The organism is Acinetobacter sp. YH12134 (assembly GCF_013418555.1).
GTDB classification, from domain to species: domain Bacteria; phylum Pseudomonadota; class Gammaproteobacteria; order Pseudomonadales; family Moraxellaceae; genus Acinetobacter; species Acinetobacter indicus.
Genome location: NZ_VPBT01000010.1, coordinates 62,063 through 80,733, shown reverse-complemented (window position 1 = coordinate 80,733; position 18,671 = coordinate 62,063). Strand labels below are relative to the sequence as shown.

General features: G+C 40.1%; 15 protein-coding genes, 2 tRNA genes, 5 pseudogenes and 1 other annotated feature. Of the genes and pseudogenes, 9 read left to right on the top strand and 13 right to left on the bottom strand.

The window, feature by feature from the left end; translation table 11 throughout:
• Position 1: 1 nt before the first annotated feature.
• From FTU69_RS07760 to FTU69_RS07750, 3 genes are all read right to left on the bottom strand, one after another.
• Positions 2-844 (bottom strand): ParA family protein, encoded by an 843-nt coding sequence (locus FTU69_RS07760; protein ID WP_005181342.1) that lies wholly within the window; start codon positions 842-844, stop codon positions 2-4.
• 80 nt (positions 845-924) lie between these two features.
• On the bottom strand, positions 925-1,317 hold the full coding sequence (locus FTU69_RS07755; RefSeq protein WP_168383793.1) for a SirB2 family protein: 393 nt from the start codon (positions 1,315-1,317) through the stop codon (positions 925-927).
• Positions 1,318-1,349: 32 nt separating this feature from the next.
• Entirely contained in the window at positions 1,350-1,658 is a 309-nt protein-coding gene (locus FTU69_RS07750; RefSeq protein ID WP_180103687.1) for a BolA family transcriptional regulator, read from the bottom strand.
• Positions 1,659-1,890: 232 nt separating this feature from the next.
• On the opposite strand from FTU69_RS07750, the gene FTU69_RS07745 reads away from it, so the two are divergent.
• The 4 genes from FTU69_RS07745 (at position 1,891) to FTU69_RS07730 (ending at position 4,041) form a co-directional block, all read left to right on the top strand.
• Positions 1,891-1,966 (top strand) — tRNA-Gly (locus FTU69_RS07745).
• 45 nt (positions 1,967-2,011) lie between these two features.
• A tRNA-Gly gene (locus FTU69_RS07740) sits at positions 2,012-2,087 on the top strand.
• 350 nt (positions 2,088-2,437) lie between these two features.
• Entirely contained in the window at positions 2,438-2,755 is a 318-nt protein-coding gene (locus FTU69_RS07735) for a helix-turn-helix domain-containing protein (protein WP_180002657.1), read from the top strand.
• On the top strand, positions 2,752-4,041 hold the full coding sequence (locus FTU69_RS07730; RefSeq protein ID WP_180103686.1) for a type II toxin-antitoxin system HipA family toxin: 1,290 nt from the start codon (positions 2,752-2,754) through the stop codon (positions 4,039-4,041). The genes FTU69_RS07735 and FTU69_RS07730 overlap by 4 nt, the downstream gene beginning before the upstream one ends.
• Before the next feature lie 17 nt (positions 4,042-4,058).
• Here the strand turns inward: FTU69_RS07730 and FTU69_RS07725 are convergent, their stop codons facing one another.
• Positions 4,059-7,406 carry a DEAD/DEAH box helicase gene (locus FTU69_RS07725; protein ID WP_180103685.1) on the bottom strand — a complete coding sequence of 1,116 codons (3,348 nt, stop codon included), beginning with the start codon at positions 7,404-7,406 and terminating at the stop codon, positions 4,059-4,061.
• A gap of 417 nt (positions 7,407-7,823) precedes the next feature.
• On the opposite strand from FTU69_RS07725, the gene FTU69_RS07720 reads away from it, so the two are divergent.
• Both FTU69_RS07720 and FTU69_RS07715 read left to right on the top strand, forming a co-directional pair.
• On the top strand, positions 7,824-8,087 hold the full coding sequence (locus FTU69_RS07720) for a type II toxin-antitoxin system Phd/YefM family antitoxin (RefSeq protein WP_016658858.1): 264 nt from the start codon (positions 7,824-7,826) through the stop codon (positions 8,085-8,087).
• On the top strand, positions 8,074-8,337 hold the full coding sequence (locus FTU69_RS07715; protein ID WP_004907133.1) for a Txe/YoeB family addiction module toxin: 264 nt from the start codon (positions 8,074-8,076) through the stop codon (positions 8,335-8,337). The genes FTU69_RS07720 and FTU69_RS07715 overlap by 14 nt, the downstream gene beginning before the upstream one ends.
• A 36-nt stretch (positions 8,338-8,373) precedes the next feature.
• Here FTU69_RS07715 and FTU69_RS07710 read toward each other — a convergent pair.
• From FTU69_RS07710 to FTU69_RS07700, 3 pseudogenes are all read right to left on the bottom strand, one after another.
• Positions 8,374-8,661: pseudogene (locus tag FTU69_RS07710) on the bottom strand (integrase core domain-containing protein); the annotation flags it as partial.
• Positions 8,657-8,932 (bottom strand): annotated as a pseudogene (locus FTU69_RS07705) (group II intron reverse transcriptase/maturase); the annotation flags it as partial. The pseudogenes FTU69_RS07710 and FTU69_RS07705, both read right to left, overlap by 5 nt.
• Before the next feature lie 531 nt (positions 8,933-9,463).
• Positions 9,464-10,179, bottom strand: a pseudogene (locus tag FTU69_RS07700) (IS3 family transposase); the annotation flags it as partial.
• Positions 9,788-9,904 (bottom strand) — a sequence feature (AL1L pseudoknot). (Overlaps the previous pseudogene by 117 nt.)
• Positions 10,180-10,353: 174 nt before the next feature.
• On the opposite strand from FTU69_RS07700, the gene FTU69_RS07695 reads away from it, so the two are divergent.
• Together FTU69_RS07695 and FTU69_RS07690 are read left to right on the top strand one after the other, a co-directional pair.
• Positions 10,354-10,707 (top strand): hypothetical protein, encoded by a 354-nt coding sequence (locus tag FTU69_RS07695; protein ID WP_180103684.1) that lies wholly within the window; start codon positions 10,354-10,356, stop codon positions 10,705-10,707.
• A gap of 292 nt (positions 10,708-10,999) precedes the next feature.
• Positions 11,000-11,323 (top strand): transposase, encoded by a 324-nt coding sequence (locus FTU69_RS07690; protein ID WP_180103683.1) that lies wholly within the window; start codon positions 11,000-11,002, stop codon positions 11,321-11,323.
• On the opposite strand, the pseudogene FTU69_RS07685 reads toward FTU69_RS07690, so the two are convergent.
• Positions 11,320-11,935 (bottom strand): annotated as a pseudogene (locus FTU69_RS07685) (IS1 family transposase). The gene FTU69_RS07690 and the pseudogene FTU69_RS07685 overlap by 4 nt on opposite strands.
• A gap of 135 nt (positions 11,936-12,070) precedes the next feature.
• On the opposite strand from FTU69_RS07685, the pseudogene FTU69_RS07680 reads away from it, so the two are divergent.
• Positions 12,071-12,425 (top strand): annotated as a pseudogene (locus FTU69_RS07680) (DUF2384 domain-containing protein).
• 59 nt (positions 12,426-12,484) lie between these two features.
• On the opposite strand, the gene FTU69_RS07675 reads toward FTU69_RS07680, so the two are convergent.
• The 5 genes from FTU69_RS07675 to FTU69_RS07655 form a co-directional block, all read right to left on the bottom strand.
• Positions 12,485-14,086, bottom strand: coding sequence for a PepSY-associated TM helix domain-containing protein (locus FTU69_RS07675; protein WP_180103682.1), 1,602 nt, complete (start codon positions 14,084-14,086; stop codon positions 12,485-12,487).
• Positions 14,087-14,092: 6 nt separating this feature from the next.
• Positions 14,093-14,383 carry a hypothetical protein gene (locus FTU69_RS07670; RefSeq protein WP_180103681.1) on the bottom strand — a complete coding sequence of 97 codons (291 nt, stop codon included), beginning with the start codon at positions 14,381-14,383 and terminating at the stop codon, positions 14,093-14,095.
• Positions 14,349-14,636, bottom strand: a complete 288-nt coding sequence (locus FTU69_RS07665) for a hypothetical protein (RefSeq protein ID WP_180103680.1) — start codon at positions 14,634-14,636, stop codon at positions 14,349-14,351. The genes FTU69_RS07670 and FTU69_RS07665 overlap by 35 nt, the downstream gene beginning before the upstream one ends.
• Before the next feature lie 116 nt (positions 14,637-14,752).
• Positions 14,753-16,867, bottom strand: a complete 2,115-nt coding sequence (locus FTU69_RS07660) for a TonB-dependent receptor (protein ID WP_180103679.1) — start codon at positions 16,865-16,867, stop codon at positions 14,753-14,755.
• Between the two features lie 366 nt (positions 16,868-17,233).
• Complete coding sequence (locus FTU69_RS07655) at positions 17,234-18,613, bottom strand: alpha/beta hydrolase-fold protein (RefSeq protein WP_257223610.1); 1,380 nt, start codon at positions 18,611-18,613, stop codon at positions 17,234-17,236.
• Between the last annotated feature and the right edge of the window lie 58 nt (positions 18,614-18,671).

Genomic DNA, 18,671 nt, shown 5'->3' with positions numbered 1-18,671 from the left:
CTCAGGATTGTTTCTGTTCAATCTCATTGAACAACGATTGATAGGCCTGCGTCAATTTATGATCTGTAGCAAAATGAATAAGCGGCAGATTTTTATGATGCGACTCTTTCATGATGACTGAGGGTGGCAGCATGCTGTTAAATACCGGTAACTGCTCCTCTTTCAGCTGCTCGACCACTTCTCGTGGCAGCTTGGCCTGGGCCTGGAACTGGTTCACTACAATGCCTTCGATCTCCAGCTCGGCATTATGGTCTTCCTGGGTTTCCAGCACATTTTCAATCAGGCTGTGCAGGGCACGTTTGGAAAACACATCGCAGTCAAACGGAATTAATACCCGGTCAGCCGCAATCAACGCTGACAAGGTAAAGAAGTTAAACGCCGGCGGTGTATCAATAAAGACCCGCTCATAACGCCCGGCCAGTGAGGCCAAGGCATCCCGCAATTTATAGATTTTATGTTTGCTTTCTAAGGCATGGGCCAGACTGCCCAGGTCTGGACTGGCTGGAATTACATCCAGATTTGGAAAGGGCGATTGATGCACATAGGCTTCCAGACCTTTGGCGCGGCTTTTTAAGATCGAGCCCAAGGCATTGCCAATTAAGCCTTTGCTTTGGGTATTGCCCAGCACTTCTTCAAAATAGTTCTGGATATTTGGCTCTAGTGCCGGCTTATGGGTGGAATAGGTGGCATCATCCCCCAGTAAATACTGGCTGGAGTTGGCTTGCGGGTCCAAATCAATGACCAGGGTTTTAAAGCCCTGATGGGCACTGATGGCGGCCAGATTGACCGTAATACTGGATTTTCCAACGCCGCCTTTCTGGTTAAAGACCACACGTGTTCGCATGTCTATCCCTCTGATTTTATATTCTAATTGGCTCAAGTGTAGCGAAGTATAGCCGAGAGATAGACATTATTGTCGAACAATTAACCAAAACTTGGCTTGATCATTACCAAGGCGATAATCGCCAGTAATGCAACCAGGGCTATGCCCCAGCCGGCGCGGCGTTGCACCAGTAAAATACTGTCCGTTTTACGGTAGGCTTTCATTAACGAAGACAGCATCACCAGGAATAAAATGATTTTGGCATAAAACCAGGTTTCGACCTGAAAATCCTTTAATGCCAGCAGCACAATTCCGGTTACTACTATCAGCGTAACCGATAAATGTTGTAGCGCCACCCATAGTGTGCGTCCGGCCGGATTGGGCTGGTTGCCCTGCACGCCTTTAAATAAGGTCAGACCACGGGCCAGCAGAATGACCAGCAATACGCTGATGCTGGTCATATGAATAATTTTAAGTAAAAGTTGGATTTCCATGAACTGTTCTGATCTCTATTTCTTGTTCCGGGTTATTGTTTCGGGGCGTGGGCACATTCCGGGCTTGAGGTATCCTGTCCTTGCCATTCATCCTGAACAAAGGCATGAATTGCCAGCGCATGAATCTTGCTTGGACTTAACAGATCACCGACCGCGGCATAGACGTGTTGATGACGCTGCACCAGACGTAAACCGGCAAACTGTTCACTAACGATTACCACCTTAAAATGAGATTCCTTCCCCGGATAATAGCCGCCGTGACCAGAAGATTCATTCACCACGTCTAAATGTGTCGGGTTCAGGGTGTGTAAGCGTTCAATCAGTTGTTGTTCTATGCTCATGATCATGCATCCAAAAAGGCCTGAGATTAATCTTAGTATACCCTGTTCTTTTTGCGATATTGTGGCGACCGGCTGAAAACCGGCTTTTTCCCGCCTGAACCGCCGCTATGGGCTGATTTCACAGCAGAAATCATCTAAACCTTGGTCAAAATGGCTTTTATTTATGCAATCAGCACAAGTTTTTTCACAAAGTTATTGACCCTGTTTTTGCATAATGTATTATACACCGCATGCGGGAATAGCTCAGTTGGTAGAGCACAACCTTGCCAAGGTTGGGGTCGCGAGTTCGAGTCTCGTTTCCCGCTCCAAATTCTTTTTTGTTCATTTTTTAAAGTAAAAAATTGATCGACCCTGCGGGAATAGCTCAGTTGGTAGAGCACAACCTTGCCAAGGTTGGGGTCGCGAGTTCGAGTCTCGTTTCCCGCTCCAGATTTAAAAGGCCCTAGTCGAAAGATTAGGGCTTTTTTATTGTTGATTTTATTCAATATTTTTCTTCATAAGAAATTCTTATACTTAAAAAATTAAGTTTACAAAAGTGCTCTTTCAAAACTGTGAACAAAAAACCGTGTAGATGATGCTCCAGAGTATCAATCATACAAGATAAAAAAAACTCCAAAACAAAAGATAGTATTAGCTACTACTAAGTGGCTTATGTTAAACAAGATCAGCTTGCCTAGATCCTAAATATTGATGCCGCGGAGCCTGTTAATAATTTCTGTCATTGCTTCTTAATAAAAAAGCAACTAATATGCTTCTTATGCCACCAAAAAGCAATAAATATGTCTACATTAAATAAGTCTTTACTTCAGCAAATCAAAAAAAGACGAACCCAATTGGGCTTAAAGCAAGTTGATATGCAATCCCGTACAGGCATTTCAAGACAGCAGTACCAAAAACTGGAAAGTCAGGGCAACCCTCGATTAGAGACCTTAGAAATTATAGCGGCAGGATTAAATGCTCAACTGATGCTCATCCCTGATGATAAGGTTCATTTGATCAGACAATTATTGAATGATGAAATTAAAGTCACTATTGAAGATCAGGATGACTTAATGACTAACCCATGGAAGGGTCTTCTCGGAGGAGAGGAACCATGAATACTGTTGCCGTCCTGAAATTAACATTACATCACGGTATCGTTGGATACTTGGCAGGATTTCAGAGCGGAAAAAATATTCTGGTTTTTACAGATTCTTTCCGCTCTGATCAGCAACGCCCGACCTTGAGCCTGCTGACTTCCCCCTTGTATCCTCAAGTGGATAAGATTTTAGAAAAGACCTATGTTACACATCAGCGTTTACATCCCTTGCTATCAAACTTGCTACCAGAAGGTGCATTATGCGAACTGATTGCACAAAGCCTCAAAGTACATATAGACAATGAATTTCAGTTATTGGCAGCTTTAGGTCATGATTTACCTGGAGCACTCATTGCGACTCCATTAGATCCAGAAGAAATTCCAGATGAAATAAAATTCAAACTGCAGATCTCTAATCCAGATCAGATCTTAAAACAAGAGATTCGAACAGATAATAAGTTTTCCTTGGCTGGTGTCCAAATGAAGTTTTCCATGAAAGCCAAAGATGGGCGTTTTACATTAGCGCAGGCAACAGAATCCAGCCTACTCGGTGATTGGATTATCAAAACTCCTTCTACCAGACATGCTTTTGTTCCGCTGAATGAATATTCTATGATGAGCCTTGCCAAAATGGTCGGAATAGATGTCCCTGAGATTCGTTTGGTAGATATGGCACTCTTACAAAACCTTCCACCATTAAATTTACCCCAAGAGCAATATGCTTTTGCAATCAAAAGATTTGATAGACAAAGTACTGCTGATACTACAGAGCTTATTCACATCGAAGACTTTGCTCAGATCTTCGGCGCATATCCACATCAGAAATACAGCACCACAAATTATGAGCAGATCGGTAAGATTATTTATCACTATTCTGATAACAAAATTTTTGATATTCAGCAATTTGCCAGCCGTTTACTAGTCAATATTTTACTCGCCAATGGAGATGCACACTTAAAGAACTGGAGTATGATTTATCACGATAAAACAACGCCAAGATTATCCCCTGCATACGATATATTGATGACAAGTGTATATATTGAAAATGAGCGTCATTTCGCATTGAATCTTGCCAAAAATAAAGATTGGTATTTAGCTGAGATGAAACACTTTAAACAATGGGCGGAAAAAGTCGGTGTTCCATGGCGTGTTATAGAAAAACAACTTCGTGAGATCATCGATAAAGCACGGTCAGTATGGCCAGCGCTATTACTAGACTTACCAATGGATTCTGCTCATAAAGAAAAATTAAGAGAACATTGGAAAAAATTGCATCCAGACTTTCAGATACTTACAGATGATTAGGGTAATCTGAAACCAAACTAAAATTTCTCAAACAAGTTCATCACGTCATTTTCCGTCAGTTTCGCTTCTCCCTCATGATCTGTGCTTAGAATAGACTGTGCCAGTTCTGCTTTATTCTGCTGCAAGGCAATAATTTTTTCTTCTATGCTTTTATTGGTAATCAGCTTATACACAAATACCGGCTTGTCCTGTCCAATCCGCCATGCACGATCTGAAGCTTGATCTTCAGCAGCAGGGTTCCACCATGGATCATAGTGAATGACCGTATCTGCGGCAGTTAGATTCAGACCAACCCCTCCTGCTTTCAGACTGATTAAAAATACCGGCACTTGTCCAGACTGAAATGCTGTAATGACTTCATCTCGCTTTTTGGTCTTTCCAGTCAGCTTCACATAGCCAATTTTTGCGTGATAGAGCTGTTGTTCAATCAGTTCCAACATTGAGGTAAACTGAGAGAAAATAAGAATTTTTCGTCCCTCTTCCACCATTGGAACAACCATATCCATCAACTGTTCAAGTTTGGCAGAATACGCCTGCCCAATTTTCACTGAATCCAGTTTCAGCAAGCTAGGATGACAACAGACCTGACGCAGCTTCAGCAAGGCATCTAAAATTTGGATTTGACTACGCTTAAAGCCTTTTTCTGCCACAATTTTCTGAATATTTGCCTGCATCGTGGCGCGAACAGCCTCGTATAGCTTGGATTGCTGCTCATTCATGTCAATATTGACTTCAATCGTGGTTTTTTCTGGCAACTCTTTGGCTACGTCAGTTTTCAAGCGACGTAAAATGAAGGGCTTAATCCGGTTGACCAACTTTTGTCTTAACTGCTCATCACCGCGCTTTTCAATCGGATGACGGTACTTTTTATTAAAAATTTCTTGTGAATATAAAAATCCTGGCATCAGGAAATAAAATAGTGCCCACAGCTCACCCAAATGATTTTCCATAGGTGTACCGGTTAGACATAGACGATGTCGCGCTGTTAATTGCCGTACTACCTGTGCAGCTTTGGCGCGCGGATTTTTGATATTCTGCGCCTCATCCAAAATGAGTTGATGATATTCATATTGCTTTAGTTGCTCTTCATCTCTCGCCAGAAGCGGATAGGTGGTTAACACAATATCATAGTGCGGAATCTGCTCAAAATACTGATGGCGATCGGGCCCCTGTAGCAGCAATACCTTGAGCTCTGGGGTAAATTTCTCCGCTTCTTTGAACCAGTTATGCATCAGCGATGTGGGTGCAACAATTAAGGCGGGACTATCCTGCAAATATCCAGCCTGCTTTTCCATGAGTAAATGGGCTAAAGTTTGTGCTGTTTTCCCCAAGCCCATATCATCTGCCAGAATCCCGCCATGCTGGGTTTCCCTTAAAAACTGTAACCAGCCTAAGCCCTGCTGCTGGTATAGACGCAACTCCCCCTGAAAACCTTGTGGTGTTGGCAGTTGTTGCTGATAGCCTTGTTTGAATTTATGTACAAATTTCTGCAGGCGATCACTGACCTGCCATGTCATCCCAAGATTATGCTGCAATTCTAATAATTGACTCGCATCATAGCGATCAATACTGCGCTCTTCTTGCTGTAAAATGCTCTGCAAATGCAATAATACCGGCTTAATATCCCTAGCGGATAGCGCCAAATCAGGTTGATCAACTGCAGTTTTCACGGTGAAAATTTGACTGTCATGCAGATGAATAAAAGTCCGCGGATCAAGTAAATCAGGATTTACTCGCACCAAAGCTACGAGCGCATCAAGTAAATTATAAGAATTGCCTGCACTGTCTTGAACCGTCGCCCCGATATTGAACCAGTCCTGCTGGCCTTCAGATTCAGTGATAGAAATATTTAAATTTTCGACATATTGCAGGTTAAAGGGGCTGTTTTCCAGATGCTCTATCTGCCAGCCCATCAACTCAATTTGATTGATGGGCATCAGCTGTTTGATCCAGTCTCCATAGAAAGCAAAAACCATAGAATCGAGACGTTGTTTATCCAGTTTTAATTGCTGGTCATAACTAAGATCTTTCACCCACTTCAGTGATTCGACCAATAGCTGTAAACGCTGGATTGACTGTTGTTCCTGAACTAAGTCCCGAAGCTGTCGCACCATTTTGTCATGCTGCTCACCAATGAAACTGTCACCTGATGTACCTGCTTTAATTCGCCCGCCTGCATAGGAGAATTCAATTTCAGCACAAACAGACTCTTCCCATTTCCAATCAAATTTATCTAAAACACCGAAGCGTAAAATTGGCTGGGGACTACCCTCAAGGACATCAATATGCTGAATAGACTCGGGCTGAGGCAGATTTTTCACGTCTGAATATTGATGAGTCAGTTTCTCAAACTCTGGCAAGAGCATAGATGGAAGATCAGGCATCTGTAAAAAATGGTACAGAAGATTTGCCGTATATTCACCATATAACTGGCCCACCGTGTTCTGTTGAATATCCACATAACACGGTGGCTGGCTAGCGAGAATTTGGATATGTGGATTTGATTTTAAATCGAGTCGAATATCACCATTGACCAATTCAATATTTAAATGCTCTGTCTGTTTGTTTACACCTTGTTGCCAGATCAGTTCGATGTGATAGCCTTGTTCTGACCATTGAAGTGCAGTATGGCTCTTTTTTTGCCAGTACACATCGCCACTTTGAATAAAAGATTTGAAATGCTCCAATAAAATTCCGGAGATATCAAGATTGCTTTGATAAAAGCGTTCGTCACTGTTTATTTTGGCATAATAATAAATCTGGTTAAATAATTGTCGTTTTTGTTCAGGTAAAGTCAGATGCTTTCTGGTGATATTTTCATATTGGGTATAATAACTTTCCCCCGCAATTGAGCCGTTTTTATTGCGTCTGGCTTTCTGAACATCAACTGTCAATTTCTTTAAGCTGACAGACTGATCTAGCAGGTAAATTAAATAATTGTTTGTTTTGACAGATTGCTCTGGTTCAGTCTGTTGTAAATACCGTTTAAAATCATTCAACCAGCGCTGTGCCTGATCATCCCCACGTTGGCGTTTTGCGATTCCCTGCGGGGATTGAGAGTCAGCATAACGCTGCTGAAATTCTTGGCGATATTCCTGAAAGAATAACCGCGCTAAAGCAGCAGCATGTTTACAGTTATATCCAACCGGACAAGTGCAGTCGTCATCAATTAAACGGTCCTTTTTAAGATTATAGGTAATTGCAGTATCGTAATAATCTGTCCCTTCAATTTGGGCATACATCGTGACATCGTCATTTTCTTCAAAGAACTCAATCGTTTTCCTATCAATGTATTTAGCATAGCTCTGGCTGCGCTGAAGAGTTGCAGTACTAAAGCGAGATAGAAAATTGATCAATGAGGACATAATTACCAGACACTAAAAATGTTTATACAATTATAACGGACAAAGGTGTCATTTCAGAATAGTAGGGCTTTGTTGCACAAAGATTTATAATTTGAAGCATCCCCCAACTCACTCAAATTTAAATTATAACTCGCTATCTGGTAGTGAACTTTGGTGTTTTTTCTATTGGCTGGGGCTTTGTTGCATAAATATGTAAGCATCTGATTTAAATAAATTTAATTTTGGATTAAAAAATAATCAAAACTTTTAAAATCATATAGTTATGAAATCTTTGTGCAACAAAGCCTATTTGATATAAAACTGTTACACAAAATTGACAACATGTACAAAATTCTGTACATTTTAGATTGTAAAGTTCAATCACGATCAGCTAGTCAGTAGCGTTTTAACACAGCTTACTTTATGAGGGAGAAATATATGCATGTATTTACATATACAGACGCACGTAACAACTTAAAATCTGTTTTAGATAAAGTTATTGATGATGCAGATGTCGCTTTCATTACAAGAAAAGAAGGCGGTCATGCTGTAGTAATGGGACAAGATCATTACGACAGTTTAATGGAAACGTTGTATCTCCTTTCATCTCCAAATAATACCACTCGTTTAAACGAATCAATTGCTCAATTACGCGCAGGTAAAACCAAACAAAGAGAGTTGATTATAGATGACGAGTCGTAATGTCGAATGGACTGAAAATGCCTGGGATGAATATATCTATTGGCAAACACAGGATAAAAAGATACTCAAACGTATCAATACCTTAATCAGAGAATGTCAAAGAACACCCTTTGAAGGAACTGGAAAACCAGAACCTTTAAAAGCAAATCTTTCAGGATTCTGGAGCCGTAGAATTGATGAGAAGCATAGATTAGTTTATGAAGTGACGGATGAACGAATTTCCATTGTTCAATGTCGGTTCCATTACTGAACCGTACCGGGTTTGTCGGAGACTTTTTTATTTAAGTTAGGCCACCTGACCTAACGGGTTAATCTTATCATAGTACATTGCTTCAAACTCAAAAGGCGATACATAACCCAGTGCACTGTGTACACGCTTTTTATTGAACCAATCTACCCAGTTTAGTGTCGCAAGTTGTACATCTGCTAAACCTTGCCAATCTGCTTTTAAATATTCAATCACCTCTGTTTTGTATAAGCCATTCACTGTTTCAGCCAGAGCATTATCGTATGAATCGCCAGTTGTACCGACTGATGCTCGTAAATTTGCAGCTTCTAAACGATTGGTTAAGCTTGACAGCTGTTTGTGCTACTCGATCCGCTACTGTTGGAATGCCTAACATACGTACCCCACCTGATTTCTTTGGAATCGGAACACCTTTGACTGGCGATGGAAAATAACTGCCTGAACAAAGTCGATTCCATAGTTTATACAGGTTGCCTTTTAAGTCGTGTTCGAATTGCTCAATAGATTCATGATCGATGCCTGCAGCACCGCAATTCTCTTTGACTTTCTTAAATGCCTCCCAAATTAACGCTTTAGGAATGTTAAATGGTTTGGTCATAAAGCCTTGTTCCTCCTGCTTGTGCAGTTGACAAGACCGCAGACCTGGATAATGCAGCCCCTTCGCTCCATTACCATTACAGTAACTTCAACACTACTACGAGCTGCTCCGCCCCTTGGTGACGCATTGCTATTATCGGCCTTGCCTTTTGAGCTTGTACCTTTCGCTTGACATCGCCACCGAAGGTTCCCGCAGTTCAACGTAAGAGCCTGAATTAGGATCGCGCTGCCTCTGCGCCGGACACCGAATGGCCCGTAAGCAGGTAACGGCCAAACTAATCGCGGGGTAACTTCCATCCCCGGTTTTGATGTCATTTGAGTACTTTCGACACTTGAACGGCAGTTCACTGTTGTTCGCCTTCCTAATTCTTACCTGACATCTCTACGATGCCTTTTCCATAACGCTCACGACCGGGACTTTTGATCCAAGCCGCTTATGGTGGTTTGCTACCTGCTCCTGCAAGCCGATAGCGAGGGGCCATACCCTCATCTCTTACGCCGCTTGCTGCGGCACACTAAAGTCACTCACTCACAGTTGGTCAGGATGATCAGCATTAAAATTACGTTTCACTAAATCATCTGCTCTTTTTTGATCATCTCGGCTACGGGTGGTTTGTTTATTCTTACCACGCCAAACACCTTGTATAGCTAGCTTCTGCATCAATCGAGCAACTGTACAACGTGCGATAACATAACCTTCACGTTTCAATTGTTGCCAGACCTTACGCACACCATATCGACCTGAACTTTCTTTCCAAATTCGTTTAATTTGTTCAGCATGATGCTCATCATGTAGATCTCGTTTCGCTCGATGTTCTGGATTGTCCGCGAGATCTAAAGTTCGGTAATAGGTTGAAGCTGCGATTGGTAAAATCCTACAAATCGCATCAACACCATATAAGTCTTTATTGTTATGGATGAAATCCACCATTATTTGTGTGGGCGGTCGAGCTCCGCCTGGGCGAAAAAAGCGGCTGCTTTACGTAGAATTTCATTTGCACGTTGCAGTTCTTTATTTTTGCGTTCCATTTGCTTCATTTTTTCTTGATCAGATATCTGTTGTACTTTAATAGGATTTTGCTGATCTAAATGCTTTTGATGCCAGACACGAAGTGTTTCAGGAGTACAACTAATCTTAGGCGCAATTGCTGTGATTGCAGCCCAAGTAGAAGGATAATCTTTTTCAGATTCAATGAGTAATTGAACCGCTCTTTCTCTAATTTCGGGGGTATAGTTTGGTTTTTTCATCGGAATAGTCTCTCAGAATATTGAGTCTCCGACAAACCCGGTACGGTTCAGTCTAGCCAACCCACCCTATCGGTGGGTTTTCTTTTATGTAGGTATATGTAATCCACCCTTCAAATTTTAGTTTTGAACGAATAGTATAAATTTGGATATATTCATTTTAAAAAGGTTTGCTTAATGAAATACTTACTTGGCACAATACTACTTGGACTAACACTTACAGGGTGTACCTCAACACCTCAAAATGATGTTGTACAAGATAAGACTACTAATACTCCAGCTAATACTCAAGTTATTTACTTCACTGGACCAATGGATCTTACGCTCGAGCTTAAATCCTCTGACAACTTTGAAACTGCAGAATTGGTGGACAACTCTGGTAAAGTTCATCACTTAAAGCAAACTGTTGCAGCATCAGGTGTACGTCTAGCTAATGACCAAGGTGTATCAATTCACTTTAAAGCTGGAGATGGTGTGGTTGAATTAGTACCAGGTAAGCCAATCAGCATTACTGAATTCAAGAAGCAATAATTTATTTCCCTCAAATGGACCCACCTTATGGTGGGTTTTCTTTTTTTAATAAATCCATATTTTCACTGATATTATGAACTTAAGACTTTGTGCCAACATTGATCTCAACTAAAATATAAAGGATAAAACTACGATTGAAGTTTCTTTGATAATAATTGCAAAAGGTGTTCAAGAGCCTTTATATGCTCACGAATTTGAAACTTTACGTAAGCGTCCGCTGCACACACCTTACGAATTCATCCTCTAAGCCTTAATTAAGTCCCCACTTAAAAACAAGGGGGGACTTAAATTTATGACTACAAATAATCAGACATCCATCGCATCTCTTGCGAAAAAACGAAGAACATACAGTGCTGAATTTAAACAGCAGATCGTTCAGACTTGTAAAGCACTGAACGTTTCAATTGCTTCGGTTGCTTTGCAACATGGATTGAATACAAATCTTGTATCCAAATGGATTCGCTTAATTTATGCTAAGCTAGGGAATGGTCGCTCACCACTACCGAATAAGCCTGCATTTATTGCCTTATCTTGCTCCGCACCATTAGATCCTACGCCTACTGACATGTTAACGGTTCAAATTACGGTGGTGTTTCAAAAAGTATGCTGGCGTTAAACAAATCCGTTATTAAGGTAAAAGAAAGTCAAATCAAAGGCTTTAAAATGATTTTCGAGCTTTTTAGAAAAGTTGCAACTTCTCCTAAATCCACGCCTGATTCGATGACGAATTCTACAATTGTTACCTTCAATACCGACGGTAAAAAACTTACCGATCACTTGCTTGCAACATTGAAATGCTGTGATAAAACTATCCCAGTGATCACTCGCAATTCGAGCATATTGAACCCCAAGCTTTTTAAGTCTAGCTTTAAGACGTTGAACCGTTGCTAAATCCCGCTTACCCCAAACATAAGCAACAATTTCTCCAGATTTTCGATGGTAGGCATAAATAAGCCATTGTTTATTTTGCTTATTCCCTACAAAAGTCCAAAGTTCATCGACTTCAAGACATTCGTAGTGACTTTGTCTAGGCTGAATCTGATAAATCGATTCACTTAAGGTTCGTAATACCTGAGTTACACCCTTGATAGCTTAATGCATGATCACCAATAAACTGACGTTTGCAATCTTTGCACTGATGGTTTTGTTTCCCATATACTTTGATGCCATTTCTCTTTATATTGTTACTTAGACAGGTAGGAAATTTGATTTGTAGCGTTATTTTCATACCTCTATTTTATCAAAAGCCATATTGTTTTTTTCAGCATACTTTTTGAAACACTACCAAAATTTGAACTCTGAGTAACGATAATCAAATAGTATAAACTCGAGGTATTAGCAACGTCTGAAACTGAGATCAGTCATGCATAAAACATCAGAAAAAATTGCAAAACAAAAAGGTATTAGCTAAAGCAGTTTTATCATCTGCAAATCAACTTGGTTTGACCCAGGGCCAGCTTGCTATCATTCTCAATTTAGATTCAATAGAAACTTTAAATTCGCTTGAGTTAGATCCCGATTCAAGTCAGGGAGAGCTCGCAATTATTTTAATTCGTATTGCAATATCACTAGATGCTCTAATAGGTGGAGAGGCTAAATGGATGCAGCATTTTATGAAGGCACCAAATAAGTTAACCAAAGGCATTCCAATAGAACAGATTCAACATGCCAATTACAAAATGGATTTAGAGATCGCTAAATTGAAACGATCTCTATGAATCACACAGCTTAATAAATGTCTTTCATAAGCCCCCATAGATCTCTCTTTTATTCGTTCTTAATACCAAATACTCCCAACTTGCGCATGGTTTTGTCTTGATTTTGCTTGTTGATAAAAACGGAGAAATGCCAATGCAAAGACCATCGCGATTAGATCAATCCACCATAAAGACATGGTCGTATCACTGATCATACTGAGCACCAAACTGACCGGCGCAAGTAAAACTAAGAGCAGCGCAATACTGAATAATAATTGAGTTATTGCTTTTGCAGCACCAACTACAAAGCTATAAATAAGACAGAATATAAAAATCAGATAGTAACTATACACAAGTAAATGATTCATACTATCTAGACCAAGATTGGCTAAACTTCCCCAACGTCCGATTGCCATACTCGTCACGATAGCAAGTACACAACCCAAGCAAGCACCAATGGTTAAATTTGCAATAAACCGCACGTCTTTACGCTGTTTCAGTGGTAGCTTTTCAGGATTTTTCTGACGTTTAATTCGCGACTCAATCCATAAGATATTGCCTGAATAAAACAGAAATGCCCCTGCAATCCCAAAAATAAAATACAGCCAACGGGTGAAATCACCACCATAATTGCCAAAGTGGAGACTGAACATGGAGCGGATCACTTGATCCATTGCTGTCGCATGGGTATTTAGATTATTGGTTCTATAAGGCTGGTCTTGATATGGATTAAACACCATGACATCAAACCGATCTCCTCGCAGCATTTGATCTGCACTGTATAAATTGGCGCGTGCAGAAGCTTTTGCAGGATTATCTAGGTTGTTAAAACTGATCGAACTGATTTGATATTCAGGCGCTTGCTTTTGAATTTTGGCAAACACTTTTTCAACATCTAGTGGCGCAACCGGTTCTACGATTTTTACCGCAGCAGGCCGTGCAGATAAAGGTTTATCTTTTGATACTAAACCACCAATGGCATCATAAATGACATCATGATAAGCAAAAGCAATCACGGTCACACAAATAATCACATGGAACGGCAAACTGGTAATACCCACCACATTATGTGCATCTAACCAAAAACGCTTTTTATTCTTTCCCGCTCGAATGGCAAAATAATCTTTGACTAATGTTGGCAGCAGCACTATTAGCCCTGTCATCAAGGCCAAGAAATATAAAACTGCCACAACACCCATTACATACATACCTAAAGTATGATCACCTAAAGAACCGGGAATTCCAGCCGTTTCATGTAATTGCTCGATCAACCAGCCGAGCTTGGATAAGTTCTCCTGTTCAACATGTAATGTTCCATCCTGCTTCAACGTTGCCAGCATCGAATTCTGATACAGATCAATCCCATGATCATCATTTTGTGCTTCTGCTGCAGCTTTCCATTGCATCGGTGCATAATGGAATTCCTTTGAATCGACATTCAGTTGAAAACTTTTTAAGGTTTCAGGATATTCCGCTTGAACTTGTTTAACCAAATCATTGTATTGCGTGCTTTGAATGCTGTTTAAACTTTGCTGTGCAGGTGTTGCCCATTTACTGAGATCATGCTGAAACATACTGAGTCCGCCTGCAAAAAAGCAGATGAACAGTAAAATACCTGAAGTGATTCCAACCCAAGTATGTAGCTCTTTGGCATGTCGAAGAATATCGGTGCGAATTTTCACGATTAATTACCCTCGAATGCTCAATAAAATGCTGTAGGCAATGACATTGAGCACACTATAAATCAGCAAGGCTTGCCAGCCTTTGGGAATGAAGTAAGCAATAAAGACCAGCGGTAAATACAGCCAAGGAACTGACCACATACCGACTTGCGGTGCCAATGCTCTGTCTAAATGATTCAGCCCCCAAAGGGTAATAAATGATGCACAGGCAATGGCCAAACTTAAGCCTAAAACCCACCCTGCAATACTTTTCGACCACCAATCAGCTTGGATTTTTTGTTGAATGAGAAATTTCATGAGGGATATTTTTCTTAAATAAGGCAATGAATGGAAGTAATGACCATGTCGCAACCAAAGTCATACTCCACATATAAATAGCGACAAGCTTCGGCACACTGCAGAACAATAAAATGAGTGAAATAATCAGCAGAATCAGCCCAATCAGACCAGCGGATTTCGCGAAATGCTGCTTGAGTAAGTTTTGATGACGGTGGCTGCAATAGACAAGAACACAGCCAATTAAACAGATCATGACGGCAATGATTTTCATCGTGGATTGCCTCTTAACATAAAAATAATAATTTGTTTTTCAATATAGAAATGAGACAACTCCATATAGAAGTTGTCTCAATAAGATTTCGTGTCATTTATGCAATTAACTAAAACTTAGAAATCAAATGACACGCCTAATTTATACGTGCGACCTGCACCAATTGTTGTAAATCCATTACCGAAAACGCCAGCCCAATATTTCTCATCGGTCACATTGTCAATATTGGCACGGAAGGTTGTATCTACACCGCCTAGATTGGTTTTGTATTTCGCACCAATATCCAATAATGTGTAGTCAGGTAATTCAAGCTTGTTATCCTGTGTTAAATATTGCTCATCCACATATGTGGCACGAGCATTCACACTGAAACCATCCACTGGAAGTTTATATTCAACACCCAAGCCTGCTGTAAATTCTGGCTGACCAATAACGGTATTCCCTTCGATAGCTGTTGGAGTTTTAGTATATTCAGCATCAATGTAGGCCAAATTACCCCAAATAATAGCATTATCTGTTATGTTGCCAGAGAAGCCATATTCCACACCTTTAGATGTTGTTTCTACGCCATCAGTTGTAATCGTTGTGATGTTCGTATTTGTTGGATCAGAGTAATTAGAACTAATAGTGTCAGGTTTTTCAATTTGGTAGGCCGTTAAAGTATGTAACCAAGAACCATGCTGGTATTTCGCGCCAATTTCATATTGCTTCGTTTCTAATGGAGCAAACGTCACACCATAATTTGCATCAGATTCTTCATTTACAGTTTTGCCTTGAGATAGCCCTTCTACATAGCTGGTATAGAACGATAGATCTTCACCAAATGGTTTAACAACAAGACCTAGGCTTGGTGATAATTTATTTTCACTGTATTTAACATTGGTCAATGGATTATTAATATCCATGTCTTGGAATCGCGCACCTAAAATCAACTGCACCTTATCATCAAGCATCGAAATTTGATCAGTCAATGAGTAACTTACAAAATCATCATCTGCTTGTTTAAACATCGCAGGCGCTTCAGCGGGCATTGTACCTCCATTGCCTGGATTATAGAGGTTGGTTTGAAATGAAACTGCTGGAGAACCTCGCCCTGTGTGTTTTCTCGTTTCAACATTCAAAAAGTCTGCACGTAAACCCACTTTGTGTGCAAGTGATCCGGTATTAAAAGCACCTTCTAAACCAATATTGGCAGAAGTATTATTTTGTTTTAATTTCACATGATAGTACTGAGAGTTTGCATCACCTGCATCATTGGTCACAATCATCCGTGTACCAAAAAGATGTCCTTGATATTTTTGTTCGACGGTACCCGCACCTGCAATTACTTTTAAATTATCCAGTAATTTATATTCACCAGACAGGCCAACATATTGTGCAGACTGCTTGCCATGAATATTAGGGAAAAAGTTACTACGACCATCAGGCGCGTCGAGCACTTTACCTAATTGTGCAAAGGACACCATTGCAGGTGAACCATCTTGACGTTTATCGTCTGTTACATAAGCATCAAAATTAAATTTTGCCTTGTCGGTTGTCCAATCTAAACCCACCACGGCTGAAACGTTTTCATCGTCCATACCATCAATAGTATGTTCACCTTGACCATAGTGAGCACTTACGCGAGCGCCAAACTCCTGATCTTGTCCAAAACGGCGTGCAACATCAAAACCTGATTTATAGTACCCACCCTCTTCAAAATTGGCCGTCACGCGCGATAGTTCTTTATCAGCACGTTTGGTATTGGCAATAATCACGCCGCCAACACTCCCTCCTGGTGCCATCCCCGCAACCAATGCATTCGGGCCTTTAAGCACAGTAACAGAGCTTAAAATATCGGTCGAAACACGGCCTGTAGGCGCCATGCCATAAGCACCATTTAAATTGTAATCTTCCCAATTGACATTAAAGCCACGGATATTAAAGTTTTCATTTAAATGACCCGTATTCGTTGTGGTACGAATACTTGGGTCGATCTTTAACACTTCCATAATCGAATGCGCATGTGCATCCTCAATGGCTTGTTGACTGTAGTTACGAATTGTAAATGGAGTATCTAAAACATCTTTTTCACCCAAAATATTCAGTGTCGCTTTCTTTTTAAGTTTTCCTGTGACATCGGTTTCTTGAGAGTCTGCCTTTACCACAATTGTTGGTAAAACTGAGGTTTCATCTGCCATTGAGTAAAATGAAACTGCTGCAATAGATAAAAATAAAATTGTTCTATTCACGACCATTCCCCTACCATTTTAAAATGCTGTTTTAATGGTCGGTACTATACACCAACAAAACGCAAATAATTCTTAATTGCAAAAAAAAATGATTATTGTTTATTCCCATTTTTATTTTTATTTTTATTGAATAAAACTGTTTACTTTTCAAATACATCTAATTTTTATAAATAAAAATTTCTCTAAGCCCTAACATTGAACAATACTAGAGCTCAAAGAAAATAAGTTTTAATATCAAGTAGTTAAGATTGAAAAACCATTAAAGAAGATCTGGTTGGATATATCACTTTTCACTGTGAAGAGTATCCTTCTGATCTATCATTGGTATGGCTAAATAGAGACATATTTCTATTTCTCTAGGATTTCCTATTTCTTAGCAAAGAAGTATTGTAATGCATCCTGTACCACCACTTGCCAAACTGCATAAGAATGCCCACCTGTATAGGACTTAAAGACAACATCTTGTCCTTTCTCTTTTAAGTCATTCGCGACGATCGGGGAGGTATTTAAAATACTCAGCTCGTTATGCGCTCTTGAGGTTTCATAGCTATTGGCTGAAATAAACCAGTGCTGTTTTATGGGTAGTGTCTTATTATGGATGATCCGGCTCATGCCATTGGGTTCATCACTTTTATCCTTTTTCCACCAAAACGAGCCTGATAAGGGAACCACATGGCTGATATGGGTTGGATTTTCCAAGGCAATATAAGCAGAACTTAAGCCACCTAAACTCGATCCTAGCAAGACAGTTTTACTGACATCACGCTCAATATGCTGATCGAGCCACGGTAAAAATTCTTTTTGAAAAAATTGAGAAAAAGCAGCATTTGGTGTCAGTTCTTTGGGACGAATGTCAGCATTCACTGGATCAATAAATACAGCTTGTATCGGGGGTAACTTACCTTGTTCGACTAAAATATCGAAGGCTTTAGGAACATTCAGTAACGTTGCATATTCATTGCCATCGAAAAAAATAGCCGTGATATAGCTTTGCTCAGGATTCTTTTTAGCTGACTGATAAATTTTAATTTCACGTTCATTGTTCAGTATATTGCTTTTTAGCTTTAAGCGCTTTAACTGCAATATACGTTCAGGATATTGTGAGGGATCGATGAACTGTGGTGCTTGATTCAACACCAGTAGATTTTCATTTCTTAAGCCCTTAATCTGCTGTTTTAAGAATCGTTTGGCATTGTAGGGATCGAGTTGAAATGATTGACGCAGTGCCATACGTTGCTGACGTGACTCTTTCAGCTCAGCATTCAGATGTGGGCAATAATTTGATAAATAACCATCTACATTCTGGATATCCACTGCAAAACTATAACTGCCGATAAAATCATTTTGAACAATAGCTTCTTTAAACCAAATATCAGTATTCGGTAAGCGTGTTAACCATTCGTGATCATTACTCGGTCCACCCACTAAACGTACGTTATGTTGAGCGCCACGCCATAGATAAATGACGCGACTCAAACTTTCATTGATCGGCTCAATAATCGGCGTTTGGATTGTGCCAATCTTCTGCCAAAACTGTGTAATGACTTTATTGTGTTGACCTTTCGGTTGAGCTTCTAACTGTTGAACGAGATAACGAAGCAAATCACTTTCTGGTTTTATAGCTTCACATGGCTCAACATATTGGAGCGTTTGTTGTACAACTTCACTCGTTTTCGCATGGACAGATGGATACCCAGTAAACACTTGGCACAACGCTAAGCTCATTAACAGCGTTCTCTTATTCATGATTGCTCCGTAATACCTCATTGTGGCTTTGTTGCACAAACCTAGTCTAGAAGGTTTA

Excerpts from the sequence above, each read along its gene's own strand:
- FTU69_RS07760 (WP_005181342.1), bottom strand. The coding sequence starts at position 844 with ATGCGAACACGTGTGGTCTTTAACCAGAAAGGCGGCGTTGGAAAATCC.
- FTU69_RS07755 (WP_168383793.1), bottom strand. The coding sequence starts at position 1,317 with ATGGAAATCCAACTTTTACTTAAAATTATTCATATGACCAGCATCAGC.
- FTU69_RS07750 (WP_180103687.1), bottom strand. The coding sequence starts at position 1,658 with ATGAGCATAGAACAACAACTGATTGAACGCTTACACACCCTGAACCCG.
- FTU69_RS07735 (WP_180002657.1), top strand. The coding sequence starts at position 2,438 with ATGTCTACATTAAATAAGTCTTTACTTCAGCAAATCAAAAAAAGACGA.
- FTU69_RS07730 (WP_180103686.1), top strand. The coding sequence starts at position 2,752 with ATGAATACTGTTGCCGTCCTGAAATTAACATTACATCACGGTATCGTT.
- FTU69_RS07725 (WP_180103685.1), bottom strand. The coding sequence starts at position 7,406 with ATGTCCTCATTGATCAATTTTCTATCTCGCTTTAGTACTGCAACTCTT.
- FTU69_RS07720 (WP_016658858.1), top strand. The coding sequence starts at position 7,824 with ATGCATGTATTTACATATACAGACGCACGTAACAACTTAAAATCTGTT.
- FTU69_RS07715 (WP_004907133.1), top strand. The coding sequence starts at position 8,074 with ATGACGAGTCGTAATGTCGAATGGACTGAAAATGCCTGGGATGAATAT.
- FTU69_RS07695 (WP_180103684.1), top strand. The coding sequence starts at position 10,354 with ATGAAATACTTACTTGGCACAATACTACTTGGACTAACACTTACAGGG.
- FTU69_RS07690 (WP_180103683.1), top strand. The coding sequence starts at position 11,000 with ATGACTACAAATAATCAGACATCCATCGCATCTCTTGCGAAAAAACGA.
- FTU69_RS07670 (WP_180103681.1), bottom strand. The coding sequence starts at position 14,383 with ATGAAATTTCTCATTCAACAAAAAATCCAAGCTGATTGGTGGTCGAAA.
- FTU69_RS07665 (WP_180103680.1), bottom strand. The coding sequence starts at position 14,636 with ATGAAAATCATTGCCGTCATGATCTGTTTAATTGGCTGTGTTCTTGTC.
- FTU69_RS07655 (WP_257223610.1), bottom strand. The coding sequence starts at position 18,613 with ATGAATAAGAGAACGCTGTTAATGAGCTTAGCGTTGTGCCAAGTGTTT.